This window comes from Paraburkholderia sp. CNPSo 3274, assembly GCF_024206475.1.
In the GTDB taxonomy this organism is placed as follows: Bacteria; Pseudomonadota; Gammaproteobacteria; order Burkholderiales; family Burkholderiaceae; genus Paraburkholderia.
Genome location: NZ_JAMBPR010000001.1, coordinates 155,074 through 176,571, shown reverse-complemented (window position 1 = coordinate 176,571; position 21,498 = coordinate 155,074). Strand labels below are relative to the sequence as shown.

The window sequence follows — 21,498 nt, the reverse complement described above, 5'->3', positions numbered from 1 at the left end:
GATCGCTTGCGCAACAGAGTCTGTAACTCAGCAGTCTCTCCGAACTCAGCCGCCTACCAGGGCGCTGATACACGCCGGGCCCCGTCACGTCTTTTTCTCTGGTGCTCGTCGTGGTTGTTCCCATTGAAGGTCATTGGGGCGCTGTTCGTTTGCGCAGGTCATTCCGTCTGACCGGTTGACCCGAAAACAATCGAGGAGCTCCTGATGATGTTGTCCCGTCTTACCGCTGTTTCCGTGGCCGCAGCGCTGCTCGCATTTGGTGCAAGCGCGAACGCCGACACCGTGAAGATCGCCATTGCCGGTCCGTTCAGCGGCCCGGTCGCCCAGTACGGCGACATGGTCAAGGCGGGCGCGCTGACTGCGATCGAGCAGATCAACGCCGCCGGCGGTGTGAACGGCAACAAGCTCGAAGCCGTCCTGATGGATGACTCGTGCGAGCCGAAGCAGGCTGTCGCCGTCGCCAACAAGATCGTTTCGCAGCACATCCAGTACGTGGTCGGCCACGTCTGCTCGGGCTCGACGATTCCCGCTTCGGACATCTACGAGAACGAAGGCGTCGTGATGGTCACGCCGTCGGCCACCGCGCCGCAGCTGACCGAAGGCAAGAAGCGCCAGTTCATCTTCCGCACCATCGGCCGCGACGACCAGCAAGGTCCGGCAGCCGCCGCCTACATCATCAACAAGGTCAAGCCGAAGAAGGTCGCGATCCTGCACGACAAGCAGTCGTACGGCCAGGGCATCGCCACGTCGGTCAAGGCCGCGCTCGACAAGGCGCACATTCCGGTCGTCGTGTTCGAAGGCATCAACGCCGGTGATTCGGACTACTCGGCAGTCGTCACGAAGCTCAAGTCGCAGGGCGTGGACTTCGTGTACTTCGGCGGCTATCACCCGGAAATGGGCCTGCTCATGCGCCAGTCGCGTGAACAGGGCGTGAAGGCCACGTTCATGGGTCCGGAAGGCGTGGGCAACAAGGACGTGACGGCCATCGCCGGCCCGGCTTCGGAAGGCATGCTCGTCACGCTGCCGGCCGACTTCGCCTCGGATCCCGCCAACGCGAAGCTCGTGAAGGCGTTCGCCGACGCCAAGCGCGACGCGAACGGCCCGTTCCAGATGCCGTCGTACGCGGCAGTCGAAGTGATCGCCGACGGCATTGCCGGTGCGAAGAGCACGGACCCGACCAAGGTCGCGGCCTACCTGCACAAGAACGCGTTCAACACGCCGATCGGCAAGGTCGAATACGACGCACAGGGCGACCTGAAGTCGTTCCGCTTCGTCGTCTACACGTGGCACAAGGACGCCACCAAGACCGCCGCGAACTGATCCCGGCGCTGCACGCTGCAAACGCCCCGCCTTTTCTTGCGGCGGGGCGTTTTTATAGCGGTTGTGCGCGCAACCAGAAAAAGGGTTGGTACGGTTCCAAAGGTCTCTCATCGGCTTCACGGCCGCGGGGCTTACGCATGAATGATTTTCTTCCTCAGTTTACCCAGCAGCTCGTCAACGGGCTCACGCTGGGTGCGATCTATGCGCTGATCGCCATCGGCTACACGATGGTCTACGGCATCATCGGCATGATCAACTTCGCTCACGGCGAGATCTACATGATCGGCGCCTATGTGGGCCTCGTCACGCTCACGGCCATCGGCACCTCGGCGGGTTATCCGCTGCCGCTCGTGCTGGGCGCGGCGCTCATCGTCTCGGTGGTGGTCACCGGGCTCTACGGTTTTGCGGTCGAGCGCGTGGCGTACCGGCCGCTGCGCGGCGGGCCGCGCCTCGTGCCGCTCATCTCCGCCATCGGCATGTCCATCTTCCTGCAGAACTACGTGCAGATCGGGCAGGGCGCACGCGACGTGTCCGTGCCGATGCTCATTTCCGGCGCGCTCGACTTCAACATGGGCGGCGACTTCGAAGTGACGATTCCGTACTCGCGCATGCTGATCGTCGGCGTGACGCTCGTGCTGATGATCGCGCTCACGCTCTTCATCTCGCGCTCGCGCATGGGCCGCGCGTGCCGCGCCTGCGCGGAAGACATGAAGATGGCGAACCTGCTCGGCATCGACACGAACCGCGTGATCTCGTTCACCTTCGTGCTCGGCGCCATGCTCGCGGCGGTGGGCGGCGTGCTGATCGGTCTCACGATCGGCAAGCTCAATCCGTATATCGGCTTCATTGCGGGCATCAAGGCGTTTACGGCCGCGGTGCTGGGCGGCATCGGCAGTATTCCGGGCGCGATGCTCGGCGGCGTGCTGCTCGGCCTCGCCGAAACCTTCGCCTCGGGATACATGCCTGCGGAGTACAAGGACGTCGTGGCCTTTGGCCTGCTCGTGCTCGTGCTGCTCTTCCGTCCCACCGGCCTGCTTGGCAAGCCGGACGTCGAAAAGGTGTGAGGTCGAAATGAGTCAGACTGTTTCGGTTCGCGTGGCAGCAGTTGGCCCGTCCTCGTCGCAAACGGTAAAGGGCGCGCTTGCGGCCGCCGTCGCGACCATCATCCTCACGGCGCCCATTCTCGGCCTGCAGCTCACGCTGGATGGCTATCAGGTCGTGCTGCAGCAGCACTGGCGCCCGGTGTGGATCGCGGCCGCTGTGGTGTTCGTGTTCCAGCTCGTCAAGCCGATGTTTGTGCGCGCAACGAGTCGCGTACGCTTGCCCAGGACCCCCGCGCTCGGCGCGCGTCAGCAGCGCGTGGCGATCTGGGTGCTGCTCGCGTTCGGCGCGGTGTTCCCGTTCCTCGGTTCGCGCGGCTCGATCGACGTGGCGACGCTCGCACTCATCTACGTGATTCTCGGCCTCGGCCTCAATATCGTGGTGGGCTTCGCGGGTCTGCTCGACCTCGGCTACGTGGGCTTCTACGCAGTGGGCGGCTATACATATGCGCTGCTCAACCAGTACTTCGGCTTCACGTTCTGGGAATGCCTGCCGCTCGCGGCGCTCGCCGCGGCCACGTTCGGCTTCGTGCTCGGCTTCCCGGTGCTGCGCCTGCGCGGCGACTATCTCGCCATCGTCACGCTCGGCTTCGGCGAGATCATCCGCCTCCTGCTCAACAACCTCACGAGCATCACGGGCGGCCCGGACGGCATTTCCAGCATTCCCAAGCCCACCGTGTTCGGCTTCGAAATGGCCCGCCACGCGAGCGTGGAAGGCGCAAAGACGTTCAACGAACTGATCGGCATCGAGTACAGCGGCGAGCACATGGTGATCTTCCTGTACCTGCTTGCGCTCGTGCTGGTGGCGTTCACGCTGTTCGTCACGAGCCGCCTGTTGCGCATGCCGATGGGCCGCGCCTGGGAAGCGCTGCGCGAAGACGAGATCGCGTGCCGCTCGCTGGGTCTGAACCCCACGCGCATCAAGCTCTCGGCGTTCACGCTGGGCGCGTCGTTCGCGGGTCTCGCCGGAGCGTTCTTTGCGGCGCGCCAGGGGCTCGTCACGCCCGAGTCGTTCACCTTCATCGAGTCGGCGCTCATTCTCGCCGTGGTGGTGCTGGGCGGTATGGGTTCGCAGCTGGGCGTGGTGCTCGCCGCGATCCTGCTCACGGCGCTGCCCGAAGTGGCACGCGGCTTTGCCGAGTACCGCATGCTGATCTTCGGTCTGGTAATGGTGCTGATGATGATGTGGCGTCCGCAGGGCCTGTTGCCCGCGAGTCGTCCGCATGTGGAGTTGCCGCAATGAGCGCACAAGCGTTGTTGAAAGTAGCAGGCCTGCAGATGCGCTTCGGCGGTCTGCTGGCCGTGGACGGCATCGACTTCGACGTGCGTCCGAACGAAGTGTTCGCGATCATCGGGCCGAACGGCGCGGGCAAGACCACGGTGTTCAACTGTGTGGGCGGCTTCTACAAGCCCACCGCGGGCGACATCGTGCTCGAAGGCCATGCCATCACGGGCCAGCCGAGCCACCAGGTCGCGCGCCGCGGCCTCGTGCGCACGTTCCAGAACATTCGCCTCTTCAAGCAGTTGACGGTGCTGGAAAACCTCATGGTCGCGCAGCACCTGAAGGTGAACCGCAACATGCTGAGCGGCCTGTTCGCAACGCCCGCGTATCGCCGCGCCGAACGCGCCGCGCTCGAACGCGCCGCGTACTGGCTCGAGCGCGTGGGCCTGAAGCAGGTCGCGAACCGCGAGGCGGGCACGCTTTCGTACGGCCATCAGCGCCGGCTCGAAATCGCGCGCTGCATGATCACCGATCCGCGTCTGTTGATGCTCGACGAGCCCGCGGCAGGCTTGAACCCGCAGGAGAAGGTCGAGCTGCAGCAGATGGTGGACGGCCTGCGCAACGAGTTCGGAATCTCCGTACTCCTGATCGAACACGACATGAGCCTCGTGATGGGCGTGTCGGACCGCATCCTGGTGATGGAGCACGGCAAGCCGATCATGATCGGCAAGCCCGACGAAGTGCGCAACGACCCGCGCGTGATCAAGGCCTATCTCGGAGAGGACTGATGCTGAAGCTGGAAAAGGTCCATACCCACTACGGCGCGGTGGAAGCGCTGGCGGGCGTGTCGATCGAAGTGAACAAGGGCGAGATCGTCACGCTGATCGGCAGCAACGGCGCCGGCAAGACCACGCTCATGATGACCGTGTGCGGCACGCCGCGCGCTTCTGCGGGGAAAGTGACGTTCGAAGGCGAGGACATCACGCGCATGCCCACGCATGAAATCATGCGCCTGGGCATGGCGATTTCGCCGGAAGGCCGCCGCGTGTTCCCGAGCCTTACGGTGTTCGAAAACCTGCAGATGGGCGGCTTCTTCGCCTCGCAGCACGAGATCGATTCAGGCATCGAGCACGTGTTCAAGCTGTTTCCGCGCCTGAACCAGCGTGCGAAGCAGCGCGCGGGCACGATGTCGGGCGGCGAGCAGCAGATGCTCGCCATCGGCCGTGCGCTGATGAGCAAGCCGCGTTTGCTGCTGCTCGATGAACCCACGCTCGGCCTCGCGCCGCTCGTGATCGCGCAGATCTTCGACATCATCCGGACGATTCGCGAGGAGGGCGTGACGGTGTTCCTCGTCGAGCAGAACGCGAACAAGGCGCTGCAAGTGGCCGATCGCGGCTATGTGCTGGAAACCGGACGCGTGGTGCTCGCCGATAGCGCCGACAATCTGCTCGCCAACGACAACATCAAGCGCGCCTATCTGGGCGGTTGATCGTCGCAGACAAGACCGCGCTGCGGCAACGAATGTTGGATCAATCGCCGCGGGCAATCGCAAGCTGCGCGATCAAACGCATCAGCTCGGCCTGGCGGCGCGTGGTGGTTTTTGCGAACACGTGATGCAGATGCGTGCGTACGGTCGAGGGCAGCACCTGCAGCGCTTCGGCCACGTCTTTCGGGTTGAGGCCCTTGCCGACCTCGCAGGCCACGCGCGCTTCCGCCGGCGTGAGGCCGAACAGCGCGATGAGTCGCGTTTCCACGCCGCGGCGCGACGACTGCGGATCGATCACGATGAGCATGGCCGTGCCGGCGCGCGCGCCGTAGGCGAAATAGTCGGCGTTCCGGTGCGCGCCTAGCGGCGAAATGAGCGCCTGGAGCGGCTCGTCGGGCGGCTGGCGGGCGATCAGCATCGCGCCGCCGGTGCGGCCGCGCACGTCGCGCCCGGCCGCGCGCGCGATCAGCGAGCGCAACTGCTGCGTGGCGGCAGCCGTGGCGGCGCTGAGCGCGGCGTGTTCGGTGCGCAGCCCGTTTGCGCGTGCGAGCTGCGCCGTGGCAGCGCGATTCGCGAACACGATGTGCGCATCGGCGTCGACGATCAGCACGCCATGCGCGAGCGCGTCGAGTGCGTCCGCGGGGGCATCTGCGCTTTGGTCGTGCGAGGCGAGGGTGCGGGCCGTGTGCCGCTGTACGCGCAAGGCATTGCGCAGATGCGGTAGCAGCGTGCGCAGCGCGTCCAGTTCGTCTTCGCTATAGAAGCGCGTTTCGTGACGCAGCGCGCCGAGCACGGCGGCCATATCGCCTTCGCGCAGCACGTTCGCGAAGGCCACTGTGTAGAAGCGCTGCGGGCGCACCCACTCCTGCACGAAGGCGCTGTGTTCCAGACTCCCCTGCGGGTGGATCATCGTGTCGGTGACGAGCGTGCCGGCGGCCCAGCGGCGCACCTGCGGCACGAGCGGATCGAAGCCGCCGTAGTGCTGCGCATACGAATGGGCAAACGAAGCGTCGATGCCGTCCCACTCGGCGAGCGAGAACGTGCTTTCGGGCGGCAGCATGGTGAGATTGACGTGTTGCGCGCCGATGCGTTGCGCAATGCGCGCGCACACATCCGGCCAGCGCTGCGCGTCGAAGCCGGCATCGTAGATCGCGTCGATCAGGCCGCCCGTTTCATCCGGCTCGCCAAGACCCACGCGCGCGCTGTGTGCAACAGTATCGATGGCGGCGGCGTGCGCGGCCGTTGTGGGCCCCATGATGGTTTCCAGGCTGGAATTTATTAACGGCAGAAGGCCTCAGGGCATGCCGTGCGAGGTTGCATATAGGGCCATGTGGCACTGCAACGACGCAGGGGGGCACTCAGGGCGCAAATCCACGTTTGCAAACGGCGGGCGGGAGGGGATGCACTGCAACATCCCGGGGTACCTATTCTGAATGAATAGACGATAAAACCTACGATTCGCTTTCGTCTGGAGAGATTTCGGGTTTCGTTACATCCAATGCATTTCGGGTACTGGACAAGCGCGCCGCGCTCACGATAATTGAGCGTCCCACACAGGCGCGCCGCACGGGGAAAAGGCGCCGCGCGCCGCGCCCGTTTGTCGCGACTACAGCGCAAACGAAGGGCGGCAGGGCGACGAGTCGGTGAAAGTCAGATAAAGCGGAGAGTCTTTGGATGTCTGAAGAGTACGAAGTGCACGGGCCGCACGACCACGCGGTCGAACACGCCGCGGCGGGCCATGGCGGCCACGGCGAGGGCGATGCGTTCCCGGGCCGCATGGCGGTGATGACGGCGATCCTCGCTTCCATTGGAGCGATCTTTGCCTACCAGAGCGGCAACAGCGAAAACCTGGCGCTCTATTACAAGAACGAAGCGGCGATTCGCAAGACCGAAGCCGCGAATCAATGGGCTTACTACCAGGCGAAGGGCGAGAAGCAGAATCTGGCGGAACTGGGCGCGCAACTTTCCGCGCTCGCGCCGAATTCGGACGCCGCACAGAAGCGCTTTGCCGCCGACGCCGACCGCTATCGCCAGCAGAAGGAGCCGATCCGCGCCAAGGCGGAGGCGCTCGAAAAAATCGTCGAGCAGGACGATGCGCAAAGCGAGCAGGTTTTGCACGGCCATCATCGCTGGGCTCAGGCCACGACGCTCATCCAGATCTCGATCGCGCTGACTGCGATTACGCTGCTCACGCGGCGGCGCTGGCTGCTCAATACCTCGGTGGGCGTCGCCATCGTGGGGGTGGGGCTGGGCGCTTTGGCGTTCTTCGGCGGCTGAGTGCTCACCCGCCGCACACGATCGCCGTGAGCAGCAGCGGCACGACCGATTGCACGGTGGCGTCGCTGTTGGCTTCGCGCACGCGCGAGCGCACCTTCTCCGCGGGCGCGGACACGACCACGCCATAAAGCGGCGAGGTGATCTCCTTGCCCGCGCCGCGCTTGAAGAGCGTGTCGTCGCGGTCGTAGCCGAGCACCACGTATATGGGGAAGCCGAAAGCGCTCAGGCGGGTTCCGGGCAAGGGGCTGAACGCGTTGACCGAATTCGCTTCGACCCGGCTCGGCTCGGGCTCGATGGATTTTTCGTCAATGAGCGACGAAATGAACGTGTGGGGATCGGACTTGCAGTCGAACTGCTGGTCGCGCATGGTGGATTGCGCATGCGCGGCCACCGGGACCAGCAGGGCGGCAAAAGCGGCAAGGCCGCTAAGCGCGCTCCGCAGCGTAGTGGCCGGCAACGCGAATATCACGGGAGTGTGGCGCTTGGTCATGGCTACGAGCAGCGATGCCGAGAGAAGACCGGTGACTCCATTCGACACCCAGACTTCGTTCGTGTTCAAAGCTTACGGCGCATAAATTGCGCGGGCCGTGCGCCCGCGCACATCCGCATGGCGGATCGGGGCGGCTATAGCATCGACTTCGCCTGGCTCAGGATCTTGTCGCAGACCTGCTTCGTGGCCTCCTCCTTGAGGCCGCCGCCGGTGAGGTCGAGCTTCTGTCCGTTGCCGGCCGTGAGGATGCCGCTCGTGCCCTGCGTATAGCCGCTATCCGACGTGTTCGCGCCGCCGGGCAGCTTGCTGAGCAGCGAGTCCTTCACGTTGCTCGCGGCGTCCGCGTTCAGGTAATTGTTCTTGATGCAGTACTGCAGCACGCCGGTGACATTGCCGAGACTGTTCGAGGTGAGCGAGGGCGCCGAAAGCGAGTTGCCGAGGCCGCCCAGATTGCCGAGCGCCCCCTGCGCCGAACCGCTGTTGCTGCCGCCCTGGTTGAGCAGGTTGCCGAGCTGCGCCTGTGCGGCGCCCCAGGGGGCGAGCAGCGCCACAGTCAGGGTGGCCATCAAGGCCGTGGCGATACGCGGCGTGGCGACGCGCGGCGTGGCGACGCCCGGAACAGAGGTTTGCATACACGAATCTCCGTGGTGGTTCAGTGCGCCCTTACTATAGACGGATTCGTTTGCGCGGCTTCGCTACGTGATGCCGCACGAGCGTTCGGTTAGCGGCGGTGCAACCGGAAGTGCGATCGCCGAGTCTCGCCGTGACCGTTTCGTGATGCATCTGATGATTTCATCGGCATGTCATTTGTTGCGGGCACAACGATAAAGCTGCAGGAGCAAATCCGGGGTCCGCCGAAGTCGATGTGTCTCAAGTGGTATGCACGCGTTTGGAATCGCGTAGGGCGCGGATCGTGCGCCGACAACGCAACGAATGAACCTGTTACAAGTGTATCCACGCCGTAAAACACTGCGTTTCAGGCCTTTTTCGGCAATGTTCCCGACGATTCAAGGTGGAGATTGTTTCTAACCGTAACACTTATTACGGCCCTCCTCATTGGCTGGTTTCAGGTGGTATGCTTCCTGCACAAATTCTCCCTTGCACGAGTGAGACCACGTGTATTGCGTCAATACAGTGAAAGAACGCACTGCCAGAGTGCGCATCTCGACGCAAATGAACACGTCATACAAGCATATGGTGCAACCGAGCTAGCAACGCGGGCAACAAGATCCGCAAGCCAATGCTCCGTCACTGCAGCCCCGGTCCGGCTGCGTGGAGAACAGCATGAATTTCGAAGAACTGAGCGACGACGAGTGGGTGCAGGTGTCCTCGCTCGTGTCAGATGAACCTCCTATTAGACTCAACCGGCGCGGCCGCCCTCGCGCCGAGCCACGCGTCGTGGCCAATGCCGTCCTGTGGATTCTCACCACCGGTGAGTCGTGGTCGCGCCTGCCCGCGCGTTATCCGTCCGGGCCCACCTGCCGTCGTCGTTTCGAGGAATGGCACGGTAGCGGCACGCTGATCGAACTGGTCGAACTGCTCTCGCAGCGCGGCCGCAAATTCGTTTATGTGCCCCAGCCGGCGCAGGCCGATGCGCAACCCGTTGCAGTCGCAGTCGAGGAAGTCGCCGAGGACGACGGCCAGCCGGCCGTATTCTGGAAGAGCCCCGAAGCATGGCAGGCGCCCGCCGCGCTCGCCGACGCGCCGCTTGCCGATCCCATGGAAAGCATGATGCGTCAGCTCGCTGGCGGCGGACCGGCATTGCCCGATTCGATCGACGCGCCTGTCGTGTCTGCTGCAACGAGTGCAACAACAGTTGCGAGTGCGAAGCGTTCGCAAAACGATGCGCCGTTTGCACCGTTCTCACCTTCCCGCGTGAGCAAACCTGTTGCGACTCGCGCGATGCCGCGCGACGCGTCGCTTCGCAGCGCGCACCCGGCGGCCGGCGTGGTGCAGGTCGCGGAATGGCGCGGCTATACGATGAGCCTCACCGTGCAGCCCGTGCGCAACCGCATGTTTCGCGGGGCCGTGGAAATTCTCAAGGATGGCAAGCGCATCGAGCGCTCAGGCCTGATCGGGCCGCCGTTCCAGGATCGCGAATCCGCGAGGAATTTCGCCTTCGACTGGGCACGTGAATGGCTCGATCGCGAAGGCTCGGGCGAGGCCGCGTCCGGCGTCTCGTGGCCGGGTTCGCATCTCGCCAGGCATGCCGCGTCGAAGGGCGCTGCCCAGAGCGGTTCGCAAACGACGTTGCCGGGCACCGCACCGCACGCGCCCCTCCAGGCGCCAGGCGTGACGCGCGGCGACCCGTCCAATGCCGCCGCCGCGCGCGCATTGCCTCCGGCCGTGCCGGGCAGCGTGCGGCTCGCGCCGCTGCAACCGCCGGTACAGCGTTACACCGCCGCGGGCGCACTGCTTTCGGGCAGCGAAGCTCGCGAAGCCAATACGGCGTCGTCCGGCACCGCCGAACGGCGCACCGCTGGCACCACCGGAACGCGCTACCGCACGTTTTCGCGCTGATCTTGCAAGGCCGCGCGCGCGGTGCGCACAGCCTTCCTGCATTGCCTCTACTGCGTTCTTCACTGCCTGCCGTACTGATCGTCGAGACGCACGATATCGTCTTCACCGAGATACGAGCCCGACTGCACCTCGATGATCTCGAGCGGCATCTTGCCCGGATTTTCCAGTCGATGCGACACGCCAAGCGGGATGTACGCTGACTCGTTTTCCGAAACGATGAAGCGTTCTTCCCCACGCGTGACGAGCGCTGTGCCGCGTACGACGACCCAATGCTCGGCGCGATGGTGATGCATCTGCAGCGAGAGGCGTGCGCCCGGTTCGACCACGATCCGCTTGACCTGGAAGCGCTCGCCGCTGTCCACGCTGTCGTAATGACCCCACGGACGATGCACGAGGCGGTGCGCCACGGCTTCGGTGCGGCGTTCCTGCTTCAGGCGTTGCACGATCTTCTTGACGTCCTGGGCGCGCGAGCGGTCGGCGACGAGCAGGGCGTCCGGGGTCTCCACGACCACGAGGTCCTTCGTGCCGAGGCAGGCCACGAGCCGGCCGTCCGAATGCGCGAAGGTGTCGCTGGCGCCTTCGAACATCACGCGGCCGTGCGCAACGTTGCCTTCGTCGTCCTTTGGCGAAACTTGCCAGACGGTGTCCCACGAACCCAGGTCGGTCCAGCCGGCCGTGAGCGGCACGACCACGCCGCTTGCGACCGTCGGGTCGCCGGCGAGCGGTTCCATCACGGCATAGTCGATCGAGTTCGAAGGCGAACGTGCGAACGCTTCGCTATCCACGCGGAAGAAGTCGCCGTCTGCCTTGCCGTGCTCGATCGATTCCGCGCATGCAGCGTAGATGGCCGGATGGAAATGGCGAATCGCCTTGAGCCAGGTCGATGCGCGCACGATGAAAATGCCGCTGTTCCACCAGTAGCGCTGCGAAGCGACGTACTGCTGCGCCAGCTCGAAATAGGGCTTTTCGACGAAACCGTTCAGACGCCGCGCACCGTTGGGTTCGGCGTTCGCGAGCGGCTCGCCCACGTGGATGTAGCCATAGCCCACTTCGGGATGCGTGGGCACGATGCCCATCGTCACGATCTGGCCGTTCGCCGCATGACGCACGCCTTCGGCCACTGCGTTCTGGAACGCTTCGAGGTCGGCGAGCGCATGGTCCGCCGGCATCACCACGAGAATGCCGTCTTCTTGCTTTGCCACCACCGACATCGCGGCGATCGTGAGCGCGGGTGCCGTGTCGCGGCCGGCGGGCTCGAGAATCAGACGCGCATGCTTGCCCGCCGCGCGAACCTGCTCGGCGGTGGTGAATCGATGTTCTTCATTGCAGACGATCAGCAGCTCATCTGCGAGCGTCACGCGCTCGGCGAGCGCATCGAGGCGGCCCGCGGTGTTGGTAAGGAGCGACTCCTCGCCAACGAGGTTGATCATCTGCTTCGGATATTGCTCGCGCGACAGTGGCCACAGCCGCGAGCCCGCGCCGCCCGCAAGCACCACAGGGCAAACCTGCAATGCACTGCGCGTTTCGGCACGCGTCTGTGACGCTTTCGCAGATGCCGTAGCGGAACCCGTATCTGTCATCTCGCTCTCCTGTAAAAGGTATCTGTGATGCGATTTGTAGCATGCTTAAAATCGTCATAAATAGAGTCGTAAAGAAGAAAACGGAAAATATTCGAATTAAATTTAATTCACCCTTCCGTCACACCGTAATTTCGATAAAAAATTCAATAAAAATTCCATTGCCGGTCGCCATATTTTCTTGTCAGAACCCAAAATCAGGGGTCCAGGCAGGAAAAATCTTCCGGGTTTTCCGGGGATGAGAGCCTATGCAGGAGCGCGTTCAGGAAATCTTTACCGACAAAATTCGCGAAAAATTGACCCGAAAGGGACGAAACAATTGGAGATACTTTTGAGGCTTGCAGGCGGAATTTTTATCGCGCCTTATTAGGGTTTATTCGGATCAGAATTCACGGCGCCATGCGTTTTCCTGTGGCGACGCAGTCCCAGAAACTTTTGAAGCGACCGGCCATGATTTGCAGTGCGTGGCCGCGATTCATTTTTTAAACCCGAGGTGCCGGACATGCTCAGCGTTCTAGCCAGAATTTTCGACGTTGCCGCCATTGCCGCTGGAGCGCTGCTCGCGGCCGCCTTGCACCGTGGCCAGGTTGTGCCGCTCACCGACGCGGAGAGCGTGGCGCTCGCGTTCAACTGCGTGCTCGCGATCTGGATGTTCCCGGCGTTTGGGATCTACAAGTCGTGGCGCGGCAAGTCACTCTACGCGCTCTTTGCGCGCGTGTGCGCCGCATGGCTCGCCGTGGAGGGCACGGGCATCCTGCTGAGCTTCAGCCTGCACCGCGCCGATTCGCTCTCGCGGCTGTGGCTCGCGTACTGGGTCGTGGCTTCGGTGGCGCTGCTGATCGTGTCGAAGGCGCTCGTGCACATGGTGCTGCGTGGCATTCGCCGCGAAGGCTACAACCAGAAGGCCGTGGCGGTGGTGGGCGGCCCGCGCTATGGGCGCTTCCTGATCGAGCACATGCGCTTTCACCCGGAAGCGGGCTTTCACCCGGCGCTCGTGTTCGACGAGGACAGCGACGCGGATGGCGCCGCCGCAATCGACGGCGTGCCCGTGGAGCGCAGCCTCCAGGCCATGCTCGAGTTCGTGCGCAAGAACGAAGTGCGCGAGCTGTGGCTCGCCTTGCCGATCACCAAGGAGCGCACGATCCATCGCATCGTCACGGCCTTGCGCAACGACTTCGTGAACATCCGCTTCATTCCGGATGTGCGCAGCCTCTCGTTCTTCAGCCAGCCCGTGGTCGATCTGCTCGGCGTGCCGGCCATCAATCTCGCGGCCTCGCCGGTCACGGACCTGCGCGTGCTGCCCAAGCGCGTGTTCGACATTGTGTTCGCGGGTGGCGTGCTGGTCGCGCTGGCGCCGCTGCTGGCGGTCATTTCAATCGCTGTAAAGCTCACGTCGAAGGGCCCGGTGTTTTTCAAGCAGCGCCGCAAGGGGCTGGATGGCAACGAGTTCGAAATCTACAAGTTCCGCTCGATGAAGGTCCATGCGGAAGTCGCGGGGCAGATCACGCAGGCGCGCCGCAACGATCCGCGCGTGACGCGCGTGGGCGCGTTTCTGCGCCGCACGAGCCTCGACGAGCTGCCGCAATTCATCAACGTGCTCAAGGGCGAGATGTCGGTGGTGGGTCCGCGCCCGCACGCGCTTGCGCACGACGACATCTACAAGGACCTCGTGCGCGGCTACATGGCGCGCTATCGCATCAAGCCGGGCATTACGGGCTGGGCACAGGTCAATGGCTTTCGCGGCGAAACCGATCGCGTGGAAAAGATGCGCGACCGCGTGCGCTTCGATCTGCACTACATGCAGCACTGGAGCTTCGCGCTCGACCTGCGCATCGTAGCGATGACCATGTGGAAGGGCTTCGCAGGCCAGAACGCATATTGAGGCGAAGCGAGTGCGCGCGCTGTTCGTGCGCGTAACGTTTCGCATGACACGAAGAACCAATCACTTTTGAGGTGGGCATGAATCTGACGATCATTGGCAGCGGTTATGTGGGTCTCGTGACGGGCGCCTGTCTCGCCGACATTGGCAACGACGTGTTTTGCCTCGACGTCGACGAACGCAAGATCGACCTGCTCAATCAAGGCATCGTGCCGATTCACGAGCCGGGCCTGAAGGAAATCATCGAGCGTAACGTGCGCGCGCGCCGGCTGAAGTTCTCGACCGACGTGGAAGCGGCGGTCGCGCACGGCGACGTCCAGTTCATCGCCGTGGGGACGCCGCCCGACGAAGATGGCTCCGCCGACCTGCAGTATGTGCTGGGGGCCGCGCGCAACATCGGCCGCCACATGACCGGTTTCAAGGTGGTGGTGGACAAGTCCACGGTGCCGGTCGGCACGGCCGCGCTCGTGCACGACGCGATCGCCTCCGAATTGCGCAAGCGTGGCGAGAGCCACATGTACTCGGTGGTCTCGAACCCCGAGTTCCTCAAGGAAGGCGCGGCAGTCGATGACTTCGCGCGGCCCGACCGCATCGTGCTCGGCTGCAACGACGACGTGCCCGGCGAGCGCGCGAAAGAGGTCATGAAGCGGCTCTATGCGCCGTTCAATCGCAATCACGAGCGCACGCTCTACATGGACGTGCATTCGGCCGAATTCACCAAGTACGCGGCCAACGCCATGCTCGCCACGCGCATTTCGTTCATGAACGAACTCGCGAATCTCGCCGACCGCGTGGGCGCCGATATCGAGGCCGTGCGCCGCGGCGTGGGCTCGGACCCGCGCATTGGCTACGACTTTCTCTATGCGGGCTGCGGCTATGGCGGCTCGTGCTTCCCGAAAGACGTGAAGGCGCTCATGCGCACTGCCGAGGATTTCGGCGAGCCGCTGCAGATCCTGCGCGCCGTGGAGTCCGTCAATGAAGCGCAGAAGCAGGTGCTCGCACAAAAGATCGTCACGCGCTTCGGCTCCGACCTCACGGGCCGCACGTTCGGGGTCTGGGGGCTCGCGTTCAAGCCGAACACCGACGATATGCGTGAGGCGCCGAGCCGCACGCTCATCGCCGAACTGCTCGCGCGCGGCGCCACCGTCAAGGCTTACGACCCGGTCGCGACCGCCGAGGCGAAGCGCGTACTCGCGCTCGATCTCGCGCACGCGCCGCAACATCAGGCGCGGCTGTCGTTCGTGAGCGACGCGATGGAAGCCGCAAGCGAGGCGGATGCCGTTGTGATCGCAACCGAATGGAAGGTATTCAAGGCGCCCGATTTCGAAACGCTCAAGTCGCAGCTGAAAATGCCGATCGTATTCGACGGACGCAATCTCTACGAGCCGTCCGCGCTGCAGGAACTCGGCATCGAGTACCACGCCGTGGGCCGTGCCAGCGCGACGCAGGCAAGCCGCGCGCGCGCCGAAACCGCCGCGGCGCAGGCGCTGGCCTGAGCGTTGCCGGGCTTCGTGCATAGCGTCATGTAAAGGAAGGGAGTCACGCGACCATGATCAAGAACGTGCTCATCGTTTGCCACGCCAACGTCTGCCGCTCTCCGGCGGCGGAGCAGCTCTTTCGCGAGCGTCTGAGCGAACAGAAAGGCTCACGGGCGGAATCGTTTCAATCGGCGGGCCTGCGTGCGCGCGATGGCGACGACATGGACCCCGTGATGCAGTGGCTGCTTGCCGAGCGCGGCGTGAAGGTCGGCGGGCACCAGTCGCGCCGCCTCACGAGCCGCCTCGTGCGCTCGGCGGACCTCGTGCTCGTGACCGAGCGTCGCCAGGTCGCCGCTGTCGAGCGCATTGAACCCACCGCGCGCGGCAAGGTGTACGCGCTCGGTAACTGGGAAAACTCTGATGTCAGCGATCCGCATGGGCTCCACGAGTCCGCGTATCGCCAGAGTCTTGAATTGATGGATCGTATGGTAAAGGGATGGTTGAGCCGAATATGCCAATGACAAAACTGAAACTGACGGCGGTGGTCGCGTTGAGCGTCTTCGTTTCCGCGTGCGCAACGGCGCCCGGCAACTATCTCGACACGTCGAGCCTGAAAGAACAGCCGAACAACCAGCCGCAGCAGCAATTCAACGTGCAGCTCATCACGCAGCAAGTCGTGCTGCAGCAGGCGCAGGCGGCCGCTGCCGAGCCGAAGGCGCCGCTGCCGCCCTCGAAGTTCGCGAATGCCGCCGACTACATCTATCACATCGCGCCGCAGGACATTCTCGGCGTGACTGTGTTCGATCACCCCGAACTTTCGACGCCGCAGGGCTCGACGTTCTCGGCGGGCGGCAACACCACGCAGACGGTGGGCCAGGCGCTCACGCAGCCCTATACCAACGCGCTGCCCGGACAGTCCGACCCGTACGGACAGACCGTCGCCAGGGACGGCACGATCTTCTTCCCGTTCGTGGGCCGCATCATGGCCGCGGGCAAGACGCCCGCCCAGATCCGCGACCAGCTCGCGGCCGGCCTCGGCCCCTACGTGAAGAACCCGCAGGTGGACGTGCGCGTGCTCGCGTACCGCAGCCAGAAGGTGCAGATCACGGGCGACGTGAAGACGCCGGGACCGCTTTCCATGAGCGACGTGCCCCTTACGCTGGTGGACGCCATCACGCGTTCGGGCGGCACGACCGACAGCGCCGACATCAACCGCGTGCGCCTCACGCGCAACGGCAAGCTGTACGTCCTCGACGCGAACCGCATGCTCGATGGCGGCGATTCGACCCAGGACGTGCTGCTGCAGAGCGGCGACGTCATCAATATTCCGGATCGTTCGGATAGCAGAATATTCGTGATGGGCGAAGTGAAGACGCCCACGCAGACGAACCTGATTCGCGGCAACCTCACGATCGCCGACGCGCTCACCCAGGCGGGCGGCATTCTCGATACCGACGCGAACCCGCGCCAGATTTTCGTGATGCGCGGCATGAAGGACAACCCAACGCAGCCCGAGATCTACCGTCTCGACATGACCAAGCCCGACGCGATCATGCTTTCGTCGCAATTCCAGCTCAAGCCGCTGGATGTGGTGTACGTGGGCACGGCCGCTTCGACGACCTTCAACCGTGTGTTGCAGCAGGTGCTGCCGACCATCCAGACCGTCTTCTATCTGAAGCAGATCGCGAAGTAAGCGCGCGAATCGGAGAGCTTCGAATGAAGACGCAGGAGCAACACCTAAACAACGGGATTGAATCGTGACCATACAAGCCAATAGCCAGGCGGCCCCGGCGGCCCGCACAGAGGAAGAGGACGTCGTCCTCGGCCAGTTGCTGCGCGTCATCATCGACGACATCGGCTGGCTCATCGCGATCGCTGCGGCGGTGATCGCCATGGCCGTGTTTTACTGCTTTGTCGCCAAGCCGGTCTATACGGCCGACACCCAGGTTCGCGTGGAGCCGTCCGACTACACGTCGCAGGCCCTCACGCAAACGCAAACGGGCGCGAACATCAGCTCTGGATCGTCGACGGGCAGTCTGCCCACCGACGCCGAAATCCAGATGATCAAGAGCCGCAGCGTGGTCGAGCCGGTGGTGAAGCAGTTCAAGCTGAACACCACCGTCACGCCGGTCACGCTGCCCTTGATCGGCAGCCTTTCCGCGCGTCTCGCGACGCCGGGCACGCCTTCGCGTCCGTGGTTCGGGTTCAGCAACTGGCTCAGCAACTATGCGTGGGGCGGCGAAGTCATCAACATCGACTCGATCGAAGTCACGCCTGAGCTCGAAGGCAAGAAGCTCACGCTCACCGCGCTCGACAACGATCGCTACGTAATTTCGACGCCGGACGGCGCGCGCCTGCTCGAAGGCGCCGTCGGCCAGGTCGAGCAGGGCGGCGGCGTGAAGCTGCTCGTGAACAAACTCGTTGCGCGTCCGGGCACCCGCTTCAACGTCGTTCGCCTGAACGACCTCGACGCGATCAGCGGTTTCCAGAACGCGATCCAGGTGCAGGAGCAGGGCAAGCAAACGGGCGTGATCGACATCTCGCTCGAAGACAACGACCCCGAGCACGCAGCTGCGATCGCGAACGCGGTGGCGCAGTCGTACCTGCGCGAACACGTGGCGACCAAACAAGCCGACGCGAGCAAGATGCTCGACTTCCTGCGCAGCGAACAGCCGCGCCTGAAGTCGGACCTCGAGAACGCCGAAGCGGCGCTCACGGCTTACCAGAGCAAGTCGGGTTCGATCAACGCGAGCGACGAAGCGAAGATCTATCTCGACGGCAGCGTGCAGTACGAGCAGCAAATCTCGGCGCTGCAACTGCAGATCGCCTCGCTCCAGCAGCGCTTTGGCGACCAGCACCCGGTGCTGATCGCCGCGCGCCAGCAGCTCGCGCAACTGCAGGGCGAGCGCGCGAAGTACGACACGAAGTTCCGCGACCTGCCGGCCACGGAAGTGAAGGCCGTGCAGTTGCAGCGTGACGCGAAGGTGGCCGAGGACATCTACGTGCTGCTGCTCAACCGCATTCAGGAGCTTTCGGTGCAGCGCGTGGGCACGGGCGGCAACGTGCATATCGTCGATCCGGCCTTGCGGCCCGGCAAACCGTCGAAGCCCAAGAAGCTGCTGATCGTCTCGGCGGCGTCACTGCTCGGCATCATTCTCGGCACGGGCTTCGTGCTCATGCGCCGCAACATGTTCAAGGGCATCGTCGATCCGGACCAGATCGAGCGCTCGTTCCAGTTGCCCGTGTACGGCCTCGTGCCGCTTTCTCCCGAGCAGATGGCGCTCGAAAAGCGCGGTCCGGTGCGCGGCGGCACGCGCCTGCGCGAAGTGCTCGCCAACGCGCGCCCCAAGGACCTCACGGTCGAAAGCCTGCGTAGCCTGCGCACCTCGTTGCAGTTCAGCGTGATGGACGCGCGCAATCGCGTAGTCATGCTGACGGGTTCGGTGCCGGGCGTCGGCAAGAGCTTTCTCACCGCGAACCTCGCCGTGCTGCTCGCGCATTCGGGCAAGCGCGTGCTGATGATCGACGGCGACATGCGTCGTGGCGCGCTCGAACGCTATCTGGGCGGCCCGCAGGAGAACGGCTTCTCCGAACTGCTCTCGGGGCAGATTGCGCTGGACGAGGCAATTCGCGCGACTGAAGTGGACAACCTGCATTTCATCTCGTGCGGCCGTCGTCCGCCCAATCCTTCCGAGTTGCTGATGTCGCCGCGTCTTGGCCAGTACCTCGAAGGCCTTTCGAACCGCTACGACGTGCTGCTCATCGACACGCCGCCGGTGCTCGCCGTGACCGACGCCGCCATCATCGGCGGCCATGCGGGCTCGACGTTCCTCGTGCTGCGTTCGGGCATGCACACCGAAGGCGAAATCGCAGAAGCGCTCAAGCGTCTGCGCAACGCCGGCGTGCGTGTGCAGGGCGGTGTGTTCAATGGCGTACCGGCGCGTACGCGCGGCAACTACGGCTACGGCTACGCGAACGTGCGCGAGTACCTGAGCGCATGACGCCTACGCCCCCATCAAGCACCGCAAAGGAGAACACGCGATGAAAGTGACCGTGCTCGTGCCGACGTATCGGCGTCCTGAGGATCTGTCGCGCTGTCTTTCAGCGCTCCTGCACCAGCAGCGAGCGCCCGACGAAATCGTGGTGGTGGCGCGCGCCGACGACGAGGCGACTCACGCGTGCCTCGCCGAACACGTCACGCCCCGCGTGCTCAATGTCGAAGTGGCCATCGTCGAGGAGCCGGGGCAGGTGGCAGCGCTCAATCGCGGCATCGAGGCCGCGACGGGCGACGTGATCGCCATTACCGACGACGACGCCGCGCCGCGCTCCGATTGGGTCGCGCGCATTGCGGCGGCCTTCGAGTCCGACCCGAAGCTCGGCGCACTGGGCGGCCGCGACTGGGTGCACGAAGGCGGCCGCATGATCGACGGCGAGCGCACGCTCGTGGGCAAGCTGCAGCGCTCCGGCCGCATCATCGGCAACCATCATCTGGGCGCGGGCGGCGTGCGCGAAGTCGATCTGCTCAAGGGCGCGAACATGAGCTATCGGCGCGCGGCGATCGGCGACCTGCGGTTCGACCGGCGCCTGCGCGGCACCGGCGCGCAAACGCACAACGACATGGCGTTCAGCCTGAGCGTGAAGCGCGCGGGCTGGAAGCTCGTGTATGACCCGCTCGTGGCCGTCGACCACTACCCCGCGCCGCGCCCGGGCGAAGACCCGCGCAACGCGCAGACGCTCGCTTCGATCCGCAACGCCGCCTACAACCTGCATCTCATCCTGCTCGGCCATCTCACGCCGCTGCGCCGCGAAACCGCCTGGTGGTGGTACGCGCTCGTCGGCACGCGCGTCTATCCGGGCCTCGTGCACACGGGCCTGAGCGCCGTACGCGGCGATTCCGCGGGCGCGGCGTTCGCACGCTGGCGCGCGGTGCGCGGCGGCGCACGAGAGGCGCGCCGCGCGCTCGTTTGAGCGGCGCGGCCAACGACTACACGGAGGACCCCGAATGAGCAGTACGCAAGTCCACGTCCACCTTTTCTATGGCGCCGATCCGCGCCGCTATCGCAAAGGGGAGAACATCGGCAGCCTGTACGGCTACCATCATGCGGAATCTGCGGAATTCGCCCTCAATTACGCGCAGGACGCGAGCGAGAGCTCGCCCATGCGCTACATGCGGCGCGCTCTGAAGGCCGCGTTCGGTTTCGACTTCATTCATGCCTGGCGCAATCGCCGCGCCATTCTGCAATCCGACGTCATCTGGACGCACACCGAGCAAGAGCATCTGGCCGTGGCGCTGGTGCTGCTGATGAACGCGAAGAAGGGTGGCGCGCGCCCGCTGCTGCTTGCACAAAGCGTGTGGCTGCTCGACCGCTGGCCGGGCTATGGCGCGCTGCGCCGGGCGTTTTACAAGCGGCTTCTCAAGCGTGCCGATCTGCTCACCACACTCGCGAGCGAGAATGCCGCGCTGTGCGGCGAGTATTTCGGGCGCGAGGCGCGCCACGTGCTATACGGGCTGAATACCAACGATTTTCCGCTGCGTCCGCCTTCGGAGTGGAAGCCGCATACGCCGGTGCGCGTTGCCGCGATCGGCAACGACCGCGACCGCGACTGGACCACGCTCGTCAGCGCGCTCGGCAACGATGCGCGCTACCAGGTGCGTATCGCCACGCGTCGGCGCATGCCGGCATCGGCGCGCGCGGACAACGTCGAAATCGTGCGCGTTTCCGGCATCAAGCAACAGCATGCGCTGTATGACTGGGCGGACATTATCGTCGTGCCATTGCGGCCCAACACGCACGCTTCGGGCATCACGGTGATGCTGGAAGCCGCGGCGCTCGGCAAGCCGATGATCGCGACGAAAGTGGGCGCACTCGAAGACTACTTCGACGAAAAGGCCGCCTCGTATGTCGAGCCGTTCAACGCCCAGCAGTTGCGCGACGCGGCGAATGCGCTCGTGGCCGACCCGGCGCGTGCGCTCGAACAGGCACGCGAAGCCTGCGAGCAGTTGCGCACGCGCGATCTCACGACGCAGCACTTCGCGCGGCAGCACGCGCAGCTCACGCGCGAGATGCTGCACGAGCGCGACGCGCTCAACGGCGAGTCGATCGCGAGCGAACCCCGTGGCCGGGGCGTAGCTGCGCGCGGGATGTGAT

At 64.5% G+C, this 21,498-nt stretch carries 18 protein-coding genes; 14 read left to right on the top strand and 4 right to left on the bottom strand.

All coding sequences use genetic code 11. The annotated features are described in order from the left end of the window. The first annotated feature begins 204 nt into the window (after nt 1-204). From M3I54_RS00690 to M3I54_RS00670, 5 genes are all read left to right on the top strand, one after another. A complete protein-coding gene (locus M3I54_RS00690) occupies nt 205-1,320 on the top strand; it encodes a branched-chain amino acid ABC transporter substrate-binding protein (protein WP_028203110.1) in 1,116 nt (371 codons plus the stop codon). Between the two features lie 137 nt (nt 1,321-1,457). Beyond that, a complete protein-coding gene (gene livH / locus M3I54_RS00685; RefSeq protein ID WP_254332200.1) occupies nt 1,458-2,384 on the top strand; it encodes a high-affinity branched-chain amino acid ABC transporter permease LivH in 927 nt (308 codons plus the stop codon). A gap of 7 nt (nt 2,385-2,391) precedes the next feature. Then, nucleotides 2,392-3,663: a high-affinity branched-chain amino acid ABC transporter permease LivM gene (locus M3I54_RS00680; RefSeq protein WP_254332198.1), complete on the top strand. Its 1,272-nt coding sequence runs from the start codon at nt 2,392-2,394 to the stop codon at nt 3,661-3,663. Continuing rightward, nucleotides 3,660-4,430, top strand: a complete 771-nt coding sequence (livG, locus tag M3I54_RS00675) for a high-affinity branched-chain amino acid ABC transporter ATP-binding protein LivG (RefSeq protein WP_133180235.1) — start codon at nt 3,660-3,662, stop codon at nt 4,428-4,430. Before M3I54_RS00680 ends, livG begins: the two co-directional genes overlap by 4 nt. Then, a complete protein-coding gene (locus M3I54_RS00670; RefSeq protein WP_254332196.1) occupies nt 4,430-5,131 on the top strand; it encodes an ABC transporter ATP-binding protein in 702 nt (233 codons plus the stop codon). The genes livG and M3I54_RS00670 overlap by 1 nt, the downstream gene beginning before the upstream one ends. 40 nt (nt 5,132-5,171) lie before the next feature. On the opposite strand, the gene M3I54_RS00665 is transcribed toward M3I54_RS00670, so the two are convergent. Further along, a complete protein-coding gene (locus M3I54_RS00665) occupies nt 5,172-6,383 on the bottom strand; it encodes a helix-turn-helix transcriptional regulator (protein ID WP_254332194.1) in 1,212 nt (403 codons plus the stop codon). 419 nt (nt 6,384-6,802) lie between these two features. Here M3I54_RS00665 and M3I54_RS00660 point away from each other — a divergent pair, with 419 nt between their 5' ends. Next, nucleotides 6,803-7,405, top strand: a complete 603-nt coding sequence (locus M3I54_RS00660) for a DUF4337 domain-containing protein (RefSeq protein WP_254332192.1) — start codon at nt 6,803-6,805, stop codon at nt 7,403-7,405. A 4-nt stretch (nt 7,406-7,409) separates the two neighbouring features. Here M3I54_RS00660 and M3I54_RS00655 read toward each other — a convergent pair whose 3' ends face one another. After that, a complete protein-coding gene (locus tag M3I54_RS00655) occupies nt 7,410-7,964 on the bottom strand; it encodes a hypothetical protein (protein WP_254332190.1) in 555 nt (184 codons plus the stop codon). Between the two features lie 65 nt (nt 7,965-8,029). Next, on the bottom strand, nt 8,030-8,527 hold the full coding sequence (locus M3I54_RS00650) for a DUF2501 domain-containing protein (protein ID WP_375542074.1): 498 nt from the start codon (nt 8,525-8,527) through the stop codon (nt 8,030-8,032). A 652-nt stretch (nt 8,528-9,179) separates the two neighbouring features. Between M3I54_RS00650 and M3I54_RS00645 the strand changes: the two genes are divergently transcribed. After that, nucleotides 9,180-10,415, top strand: coding sequence for a transposase (locus M3I54_RS00645; protein WP_254332188.1), 1,236 nt, complete (start codon nt 9,180-9,182; stop codon nt 10,413-10,415). Between the two features lie 59 nt (nt 10,416-10,474). On the opposite strand, the gene M3I54_RS00640 is transcribed toward M3I54_RS00645, so the two are convergent. Further along, entirely contained in the window at nt 10,475-11,995 is a 1,521-nt protein-coding gene (locus M3I54_RS00640) for a mannose-1-phosphate guanylyltransferase/mannose-6-phosphate isomerase (RefSeq protein WP_254332186.1), read from the bottom strand. A 499-nt stretch (nt 11,996-12,494) separates the two neighbouring features. Between M3I54_RS00640 and M3I54_RS00635 the strand changes: the two genes are divergently transcribed. The 7 genes from M3I54_RS00635 to M3I54_RS00605 all read left to right on the top strand — a co-directional run bounded on the left by M3I54_RS00635 (nt 12,495) and on the right by M3I54_RS00605 (nt 21,497). Further along, nucleotides 12,495-13,874, top strand: coding sequence for an undecaprenyl-phosphate glucose phosphotransferase (locus tag M3I54_RS00635; RefSeq protein ID WP_254332184.1), 1,380 nt, complete (start codon nt 12,495-12,497; stop codon nt 13,872-13,874). 77 nt (nt 13,875-13,951) lie between these two features. Continuing rightward, nucleotides 13,952-15,367, top strand: a complete 1,416-nt coding sequence (locus M3I54_RS00630; protein WP_254332182.1) for a UDP-glucose/GDP-mannose dehydrogenase family protein — start codon at nt 13,952-13,954, stop codon at nt 15,365-15,367. A gap of 53 nt (nt 15,368-15,420) precedes the next feature. Beyond that, a complete protein-coding gene (locus M3I54_RS00625; RefSeq protein WP_254332180.1) occupies nt 15,421-15,870 on the top strand; it encodes a low molecular weight phosphotyrosine protein phosphatase in 450 nt (149 codons plus the stop codon). Further along, nucleotides 15,867-17,042 (top strand): polysaccharide biosynthesis/export family protein, encoded by a 1,176-nt coding sequence (locus tag M3I54_RS00620; protein ID WP_254332178.1) that lies wholly within the window; start codon nt 15,867-15,869, stop codon nt 17,040-17,042. The genes M3I54_RS00625 and M3I54_RS00620 overlap by 4 nt, the downstream gene beginning before the upstream one ends. Before the next feature lie 61 nt (nt 17,043-17,103). Continuing rightward, nucleotides 17,104-19,350 carry a polysaccharide biosynthesis tyrosine autokinase gene (locus M3I54_RS00615; protein ID WP_254332320.1) on the top strand — a complete coding sequence of 749 codons (2,247 nt, stop codon included), beginning with the start codon at nt 17,104-17,106 and terminating at the stop codon, nt 19,348-19,350. A 40-nt stretch (nt 19,351-19,390) separates the two neighbouring features. Continuing rightward, the gene (locus M3I54_RS00610; protein WP_254332176.1) at nt 19,391-20,317 is read left to right on the top strand and encodes a glycosyltransferase family 2 protein; all 927 of its coding nucleotides are present in this window, start codon (nt 19,391-19,393) and stop codon (nt 20,315-20,317) included. A 34-nt stretch (nt 20,318-20,351) separates the two neighbouring features. Beyond that, a complete protein-coding gene (locus M3I54_RS00605; protein WP_254332174.1) occupies nt 20,352-21,497 on the top strand; it encodes a glycosyltransferase in 1,146 nt (381 codons plus the stop codon). The last annotated feature ends 1 nt before the right edge of the window (nt 21,498 follow it).